The organism is Bifidobacterium amazonense, assembly GCF_018555435.2.
GTDB lineage: Bacteria > Actinomycetota > Actinomycetes > Actinomycetales > Bifidobacteriaceae > Bifidobacterium > Bifidobacterium amazonense.
Genome location: NZ_JAFEJT020000042.1, coordinates 20664 through 28803 on the forward strand (window position 1 = coordinate 20664; position 8140 = coordinate 28803).

Sequence of the window (8140 nt, forward strand, 5' to 3'; positions counted from 1 at the left end):
GAGTTCGGGTGCCGGAAATCCTCCGGCGCCCGGGCTTTGCGCGGTTTAAGGCCCATGCAGGCCGGCGCGGGGAACGACGCGGAGGCAGGAAATCGCAATCGGGGAGTGCAGGGAAGCACTCGACAAGACAACGATTGCAACAATTTAGTTTTTGGAATAGGAAAGCAAGTTCAGAGAGGCGGTAGGGTTTCATGACAACGACAACCCTTTCTCCGCGAGAGATCAGGCGCAGCAAAGCAATGGGCGCCGATTACGTGGCTCCCTCGCCATATTCGGTGAAGGCCGCGCTGACCAAGGGCGATACGCTGACCAAGCTGTCCGCGGTCGTGTTCGGCTTGGGCAATCTCGCGCGCAAGCAAATCGTCAAGGGCCTGCTGCTGCTGGCCGGCGAGATCGCGTTCATCGCGTTCATGGTCACCAGCGGCGCGGGCTATCTCAGCAAGCTGCCCAGCCTCGGCACGCAGAAGCAGGGCAAGGTGCTCGTCGACGGTTACTGGGAATACACCGCCGGCGACAACTCGGTCATTATCCTGCTGTACGGCGTGTGCACGATCGTCGCGATCATCGCGTTCGTCTACCTGTGGACGCTGTCCCTGCGCTGCGCGTACAAGGCCGAATGCCTCGCCAAGGCCAACGGCAAGGCGCCGAGCCTGCACGACGACATCAACACGCTGATGGACGCCAAGGCCCACGAACTGCTCATGTTCCTGCCGACGCTCGGCATTCTCGTCTTTACCGTGCTGCCGCTGATCTTCATGATCTCCATGGCGTTCACCAACTACGACCACAGCCACGTCGTGCTCTTCGACTGGGTCGGCTTCGACACGTTCAAGCAGGTGTTCGCGGGCGGCGCGGGCGCCACCGTCAACGCGCAGCTGTTCGTGCAGGTGCTCGTCTGGACGCTCGTGTGGGCGTTCTTCGCCACCTTCCTGAACTTCTTCTTCGGCATGTTCTTCGCCATGATCATCAACCGCAAGACCACCCGCTTCAAGGGCTTCTGGCGCGCGATGTTCTCCATGTCGATCGCCGTGCCGCAGTTCGTCTCGCTGCTGGTCATGCGCACCATGCTCCGCCAGCAGGGCATCATCAACCGCATGCTCGAATCCGCCGGCCTGATCGACGGACCGCTGCCGTTCCTGACCGACGCGACGTGGGCGCGAGTCACCGTCATCGTCATCAATCTGTGGATCGGCATCCCGTACACGATCATGCAGATCACCGGCATCCTGCAGAACATCCCGGCCGATCTGTACGAGGCGGCGCGCATCGACGGCGCGAACTGGTGGCAGATCTTCGTCAAGATCACCATGCCGTACATCTTCTTCGTGCTCACCCCGTACCTGATCACCACGTTCACCGGCAACGTGAACAACTTCAACGTCATCTACCTGCTCACGGCAGGCGACCCGGTTCCGGTCGGCGCGTCCGCCGGCAAGACCGACCTGCTCATCACCTGGCTGTACAAGCTGACCGTCGACAAGGGCGACTACAACCTCGGCGCCGTCATCGGCATCATGACCTTCATCGTGCTCGCGGTGGTGTCGCTCATCACCTACCGCAGCTCCGGTTCCTACAAGAATGAGGAGGGATTCCGGTGAGTAATCACAGCATTCAGAAGGCCCAGTCGCACGGCCTGCTCCACGACGCGCACAAGCGCCGCATCCTGGGCGACGTGTTCGCCCACCTGTTCCTCGCCGTCATGGCGATCATCTGGATCATCCCGGTGGTGTGGGTGTTCGCCGAAAGCTTCAACAAGAACACGGCCCCCTCGCAGAGCACGTTCTTCCCGAAGGAGTACACGCTCAACAACTACGTCTCGCTGCTCACCGACCGCACGGTCATGAACTTCCCGCGCATGTACATGAACACGCTCGTCGTGGCCTGCTTCGTGTGCGTCATCTCGATGTTCTTCGTGCTTTCCGTCGCGTACTGCATGAGCCGCCTGCGCTTCCGCACCCGCAAGACGTTCATGAACGTGGTCCTGATTCTCGGCATGTTCCCGGGCATCATGGCCGTGACCGCCATTTACTTCATCCTCAAGGCCATGGGCCTGACCGAGGGCAACACGTCGATCATCGCGCTGATCCTCGTCTACTCCGCCGGCTCCGGCGCGGGCTTCTATGTGATGAAGGGCTTCATGGACACCATCCCGACCTCGCTCGACGAGGCCGCCATGCTCGACGGATGCACCCGCTTCCAGGTGTTCTACAAGATCATCATCCCGATCTGCAAGCCCATGATCGTCTACCAGGCCATCATCGGCTTCCTGACCCCGTGGCTTGACTTCGTGATGGCGAAGGTGATCTGCCGCACGCAGACCAACTACACCGTCTCGCTCGGCCTGTGGCTCATGCTGCAGAAGGAGTACATCAACAACTGGTTCGCGAAGTTCGCGGCCGGCGCCGTGCTCGTCTCCATCCCGATCGCGATCCTGTTCATCGTCATGCAGCGCTTCTACCAGGAGTCGATGGCGGGCTCGGTTAAGGGCTAGTCAAGGACCGAGCGACACAACGCTCAACAAGCCAAACCAATTTCACTAGGGACACGGCAGGGGCAGTCAAGAGGGCATAAGAGGTGTGGCCTCTTGGCTGCCCCTCGCTGCGTCCAAAAACAGCGCACAACACACGTACTTCCTACCGAACATGAATAGGAGCATGCGAGGGAGGAGTCCAGCACAACTAGGTGAGGACTCCCCCGCGAAAAAGGGGAGTCAGGTGAGGAAAGGAACCATGATGACATCACCAGTTCCGGCACCGGCGGCGGTCGAGTCGACCCCCGCCGACATGGCCATGCCGTGCCCCGACTATCCGGTCTACACCGACACGGACCTTGGCGCATTCCCCGACGAGAAGGGCGCCACGTTCCGCGTGTGGGCGCCTACGGCCAGCGGCGTGACATTGCGCCTGTTCGCCGCCGGATCCGACGAGGAGGCTGAGGATCCGGAGGAGATCCACGACATGACCCCGGGCGCCGACGGCACGTGGCTCGTCCGTTGCGACGGCATCGGCCACGGCGTCTACTACGACTACATCGTGCGCTTCCCCGACGGCACGTCCGCGCGCACGGCCGACCCGTGGGCGCGCGCGGCCGGCGTGAACGGCCGACGCAGCATGGTCGTCGACCTGTCGCTCACCGATCCGGCCGGCTGGTCGAAGGACCGCCGTCCGCGCGTGAGCGGCAGCGATCTGGTCATCTGGGAGACGCATATCGGCGACTTCAGCAACGATCCGCACAGCGGCATCCCGGACGCGCATCGCGGCACGTACCTCGCGTTCACGCACCCCGACTCCAGCGTCGACGGCAAGGGCGAATTCCCGACCTGCGTCGCGTATCTCAAGCGCCTCGGCGTCACCGCCGTGCAGCTCATGCCGTTCTACGACTACGGCTCCATCGACGAGACCGTCTCCCGCCGCTCGCCCGAACGCAAGTTCAACTGGGGCTACGATCCGCTCAACTACAACGTGCCGGAAGGCTCGTACAGCACCGACCCGTTCGACGGCGCGACCCGCATCCGCGAATGCAAGCAGATGATCCAGGCCCTGCACGCGGCCGGCATCAAGGTCATCATGGACGTGGTCTACAACCACATGTTCTCCACCGACAACTGGTTCGAGCGCATGATCCCCGGCTACTGCCTGCGCCGCAAGGCCGACGGCACGTTCTCCGACGGCTCCGCGTGCTCGAACGACGTGGCCAGCGAGCATCCGATGATGCGCAAGTACATCGTCGACTCAGTCACGTACTGGGCGCGCGAATACCACATCGACGGCTTCCGCTTCGACCTCATGGGCCTCATCGACACGGACACCATGAATGCGGTGCGCGCCTCGCTCGACTCGCTGCCGGGCGGCGCGACCATCCTCATGCACGGCGAACCGTGGGCGGCCCGCGAAACCGCGCTCGACCCCAAGTCCGGCGCCGTGCTCGCCGACAAGCGCGGCCTGAACCGCCTGAGCACGCGCATCGGTGCGTTCTGCGACTCGACGCGCGACGCCGTGCGCGGCCACATCTTCTACAACTGGGTGCCCGGCTATCTGACCGGCGCGGCCGCCGACTACGCCGACGACATCCGCCACGCCGTGGACGCGTGGCGCGGCACGATGCGCGAATCCGCGAGCGTCGGACAGGTCATCCAGTACGTCTCCGCGCACGATGACCTGACCCTGTGGGACAAGCTGTGCGCCGTCCTGCGTCGCATGCCGTCCGACACCGACTATTCGGCCGACGATCCGTCGTGCGACGACCTGATGCGCGCCAACCGTCTCGCCGCGGGCATCGTGTTCTCGGCCGCCGGCGTGCCGTTCCTGCTCGGTGGCGAGGAGTTCGCGCGCACCAAGCACGGCGACTCCGACTCGTACTCCAGCTCCGTCGAACTCAACCAGCTCGACTGGCGGCGCGCGCAGCGGCTGTCGTCGCTTGTCGACCATTACGGCGCGCTCATCGCGCTGCGTCGCGGTAATCCGGCGTACTACGGCGGCGCGCGCATGATCGTGCCGCGCACGGACGAAACGGTCGTGTTCCGCGTCGGCTACGACTGCATCGCCATCAACCCGACCGGCGAGACGCAGTACCAGCCGACCGTCGACCTGGAATTGCCTGGACCGTATGGCGAAGTCGCGAAGATCGCGCCGAACGGCTGGCAGTGCGTGTACTGGTCGGTCGGCGCGAGCGGCGCGGACGGGTTCGACGAGGCCGATGCCGCGCCCGTGGTCGCCGATCGCAAGCTGCCGCTGCCGCCGTACAGCTTCACCGTTTGGCGCAGGGCGTGACGGGCGCGGCCGTCGCGCTGGCTGCTGCTGCGGCTGCTGCTGCGGCCGGCATCGTAAGCAAACGTAAGCAAAGGATGTGACGATGCGATACGACGCGGTGTTCTTCGACCTGTACGGCACGCTGGTCGACATCCGCACCGACGAATCGTCGGACGCGGCGTGGGACGCGCTGCGTACGGCGCTCGCCGGCTACGGCGTCGCGTTTGGCGACGTTGACGGACGTGCCGATGACGGTCGCGCGCATCGCGTCGGCTGCGGTTGCGGCAACGCCACGTTGCGCGCGCGGTTCGACGCGGCCGCCCGGCCGATCATCGAACGGGCGGCCGCCGAACGCGGCGAGTGGGCCGAACCCGACCTGCTGCCCGCGTACGCCGCGCTGCTGGACGGCGGCGACGCCGATCGCGACCGTGACCGCCCCGGCCGTGACGCCGCCGCTCGCGAGCTGGCGTGGGCGTTCCGGCGGGGGAGTACGAGCCTGCTGCGTCTGTATCCGGGGGTTCCGGAGTTCCTGCAGACGCTGCACGACGCCGGCTTGCGCGTTGTCCTCGTCAGCAACGCGCAGGCCTGCTACACGCGGCCCGAACTGTCGCTGCTCGGACTGGACGCTGCACTCGACCGCATCGTCATCTCCAGCGACGAAGGCGTGCGCAAGCCCGATCCCGAAATCTTCCGCCGCGCGCTCGCGTATGAGCGGCTGTCCGCCGACCGCGTGCTTATGGTCGGCAACGATTCGCGCTGCGACATCGGCGGCGCTCGATCGGCCGGCATCGACGGCGCGTATCTGCGCACCGAGATCTCCCCGGCCGACGATCCGGCCGTGTGCGGGTCGGCCGTGCTGTCGCTGTCCGGCGCCGATTATGCTGGATTGCTGGACTATATACTCGGCCCGCGCTGACCGACGGACGGCCGTCGCGGCTCGCGCACGGGCGGCCGGCATGCGCGCGTCGCAGGCAAGGAGACACGATGAACGAAATCGAGATGGCGAAGGTTCGCAAGGCCGAGCAGGCCGCACAGGACGCGCGGAACGGCGGCGGAACCGGCCGGCGCAAGGGGCTGAGCGTGTTCCGGCTCAAGGTGGTCGGCGCGGTGTTCATGGCGCTGTCGGTCGCGTCCGCCACGCTCGTGCCGCTGATCTTCGGCGCGCCCACTGCCGACAACATGACCGCGCTCACCGTGGCCGTCGTGTGCGAGATCGCGTCGTGGTGCGCCGTGCCGATCTACGCGTGGCTGCTGTTCGACGGATGGCGGCACACGCGCAACCGCTGGCGCTACGGGTCTCGGCTGTTCGTCGCCGCGTGCCTCGCCGGACTGCCGTACGACAGGATCATGACCGGCCACTGGTTCGACGCGCATACGCACAACCCGCTGTGGGGACTCGTGTTCGCGTACATCGTGCTCGTCGCGGTCGACTGGATCGGGGCCCGGTATGCACAGGCGGGGGCCCTGCGTTGGGCGCTCACCGTACTGGTGATCGTGGCAGGCGTGCTGTGGAACCTGCTGCTGCGCATCGGCGTGAGCCAGCAGGTCATGTATTCGGGTGTGATCACGCTTGCGTTCGTGATGGTCTTCTACTTCCTGCACCGGCACGAGAACACGATGATGTTCACCGCCGGCCTGCTGGGCGCGGTCTCCTGCATCACGCCGGGCATCGGCGTGGCGTTCCTGCACTACCGCAACGACCGGCTCGGCTATGCGCATCCGTGGACCAAGTGGGTCTTCTACGCGTTGTATCCGGCCATGCTGCTGCTGGGCGCGCTGCTGGTGTGACAGCCTTGGGGCCGTGCTAACGGAACACAGGTGTTTTCCGTTAGCACAGTCCTACCTGTCGAGAGGTTTCTAACGGAAACACCTGTTCAAACGTGAGTTGGGTCCTACTCATTGGGGTGTTTCTAACGGTAGGAGGACATCTGCCGTTAGTTTTGCCTTATCTGCTGGGACTGCGCTAACGGTAGAAGGGTGTTTTTCGTTAGTTTGGATAACAACACTGGGACGGTTCTCACGGAAAAGCCTCTTTTCCGTGAGAACCGTCCCAGTGTGCGTTTTGCGGGGCCTGGCCCGGGCCCCGGCCGTGCGTCAGTCGTCGAGCTCGTAGGGGGCGTCGGTGCCGCGGGGGATGAGCTGGGCCTCGACGATTTCGTACGGGTTGTCGAGCTGCTTGCCGTTGATGAGCTTGATCGCCTTGTTCGCGGCGGCGCGGCCCATCGCGTACGGATCCTGACGCATGGTGGTCAGGTTGATCGTGTCGGCGTACGGGCTGTCGTCGAAGCCGATGATCGAATAGTCGCGCGGCGTGCGGTGGCCGTAGCGTTCGAGCTTGAGCACGAGCGGGATGGCCATCATGTCCATCTGGCAGCAGATCGCGTCCGGGAACTCGTCGAGCGAGAGCAGCGCGGAGAGCGCGGAGTCGGCGAACGCCGGGCCGCGCGGCACGGACAGCACCTCCCAGTTGAGGTCGTCGCGCTTCTTCTCGGCGTCCTGGCAGGCCATCATGAAGCCGCGCGTGCGGGCGTCGATCGAGGAGTCCATCGTGGCGACGGCCTCGGAGCACGGGTAGACGATGTGCTTGTGGCCGAGGTTGATCAGGTGCTGCGTGGCCTTGTACATGCCCTTTTCGTCGTCGATGCTGATGGTGGCGTCGAAGCCTTCGGCCGACGGCGTGTTGATGCCGATGATCGGCACCTTGAGCCGCTTGAGCTGGTCCACCTCGTGCGGGTCGATGGCGAACGACGCGACGAAGATCGCGTCCACGTTGCGCCGCACCGGCAGCTCGGTGAAGAACTCGTGGCGGTTCTGCGCGGTGTCGATGTGCTGGAAGAGGGAGATGTCGTAGCCGTCGGGATGCATGACGGACTCGATGCCGGCGAACACCTGCGTGTTGAACCAGCTGGTGATCTCCTCGTTCATGAGCAGCGCCACACGGTACGACTGTCCGGACTTGAGCGCGGTGGCCGAGCGGGAGATGTTGAAGTCGAGCTTGTCGGCGATCTCGAGGACCTTGCGGCGGGTCTTGATGGACACCAGCTCCGGGCGCGTGAATGCGCGCGAAACGGTGGAGATGGAGACCCCCGCCTCCTTGGCTACGTCGTAGATGTCTGCTTGGGCCATAGTGCTCCTTCGGGGTTGTGAGCGTGTCCGCTCGGGCGGCAACGATGCTGTTCCAACTGCAAGATTGTCTCCATCATAGTGCATACGTTGGCAGATTGGCTGCCGTAAAACGATTTTATTGCGCAAAAACCGTGAAAACGGGGCTGCGGACATTTTCTTGGAGATAATCACGCAGCCATTCCTTGGCTTTGACGGTATTGTACCGGGCTCATCCAACCAAGCGACTGTTTGATGCGCTCGTGGTTGTACCAGCGTATGTACTCATC

At 64.3% G+C, this 8140-nt stretch carries 7 protein-coding genes; 5 read left to right on the forward strand and 2 right to left on the reverse strand.

Going from position 1 to position 8140, the window contains the following annotated elements; genetic code table 11:
* The first annotated feature begins 191 nt into the window (after positions 1-191).
* The 5 genes from JS533_RS09610 to JS533_RS09630 all read left to right on the forward strand — a co-directional run bounded on the left by JS533_RS09610 (position 192) and on the right by JS533_RS09630 (position 6536).
* Positions 192-1598 carry a carbohydrate ABC transporter permease gene (locus tag JS533_RS09610; protein WP_241514196.1) on the forward strand — a complete coding sequence of 469 codons (1407 nt, stop codon included), beginning with the start codon at positions 192-194 and terminating at the stop codon, positions 1596-1598.
* Positions 1595-2491: a sugar ABC transporter permease gene (locus tag JS533_RS09615; RefSeq protein ID WP_241514197.1), complete on the forward strand. Its 897-nt coding sequence runs from the start codon at positions 1595-1597 to the stop codon at positions 2489-2491. The genes JS533_RS09610 and JS533_RS09615 overlap by 4 nt, the downstream gene beginning before the upstream one ends.
* A gap of 238 nt (positions 2492-2729) precedes the next feature.
* Positions 2730-4769 (forward strand): type I pullulanase, encoded by a 2040-nt coding sequence (pulA, locus tag JS533_RS09620; RefSeq protein ID WP_241514198.1) that lies wholly within the window; start codon positions 2730-2732, stop codon positions 4767-4769.
* 82 nt (positions 4770-4851) lie between these two features.
* Positions 4852-5664, forward strand: coding sequence for an HAD family hydrolase (locus tag JS533_RS09625; RefSeq protein WP_241514199.1), 813 nt, complete (start codon positions 4852-4854; stop codon positions 5662-5664).
* A 68-nt stretch (positions 5665-5732) separates the two neighbouring features.
* Positions 5733-6536, forward strand: coding sequence for a TraX family protein (locus tag JS533_RS09630; protein ID WP_241514200.1), 804 nt, complete (start codon positions 5733-5735; stop codon positions 6534-6536).
* A gap of 306 nt (positions 6537-6842) precedes the next feature.
* On the opposite strand, the gene JS533_RS09635 is transcribed toward JS533_RS09630, so the two are convergent.
* Positions 6843-7874, reverse strand: a complete 1032-nt coding sequence (locus tag JS533_RS09635; protein WP_241514201.1) for a LacI family DNA-binding transcriptional regulator — start codon at positions 7872-7874, stop codon at positions 6843-6845.
* 167 nt (positions 7875-8041) lie between these two features.
* On the reverse strand, positions 8042-8140 hold a 99-nt coding region (locus JS533_RS09640; RefSeq protein WP_140514420.1), incomplete at its 5' end, for an IS3 family transposase.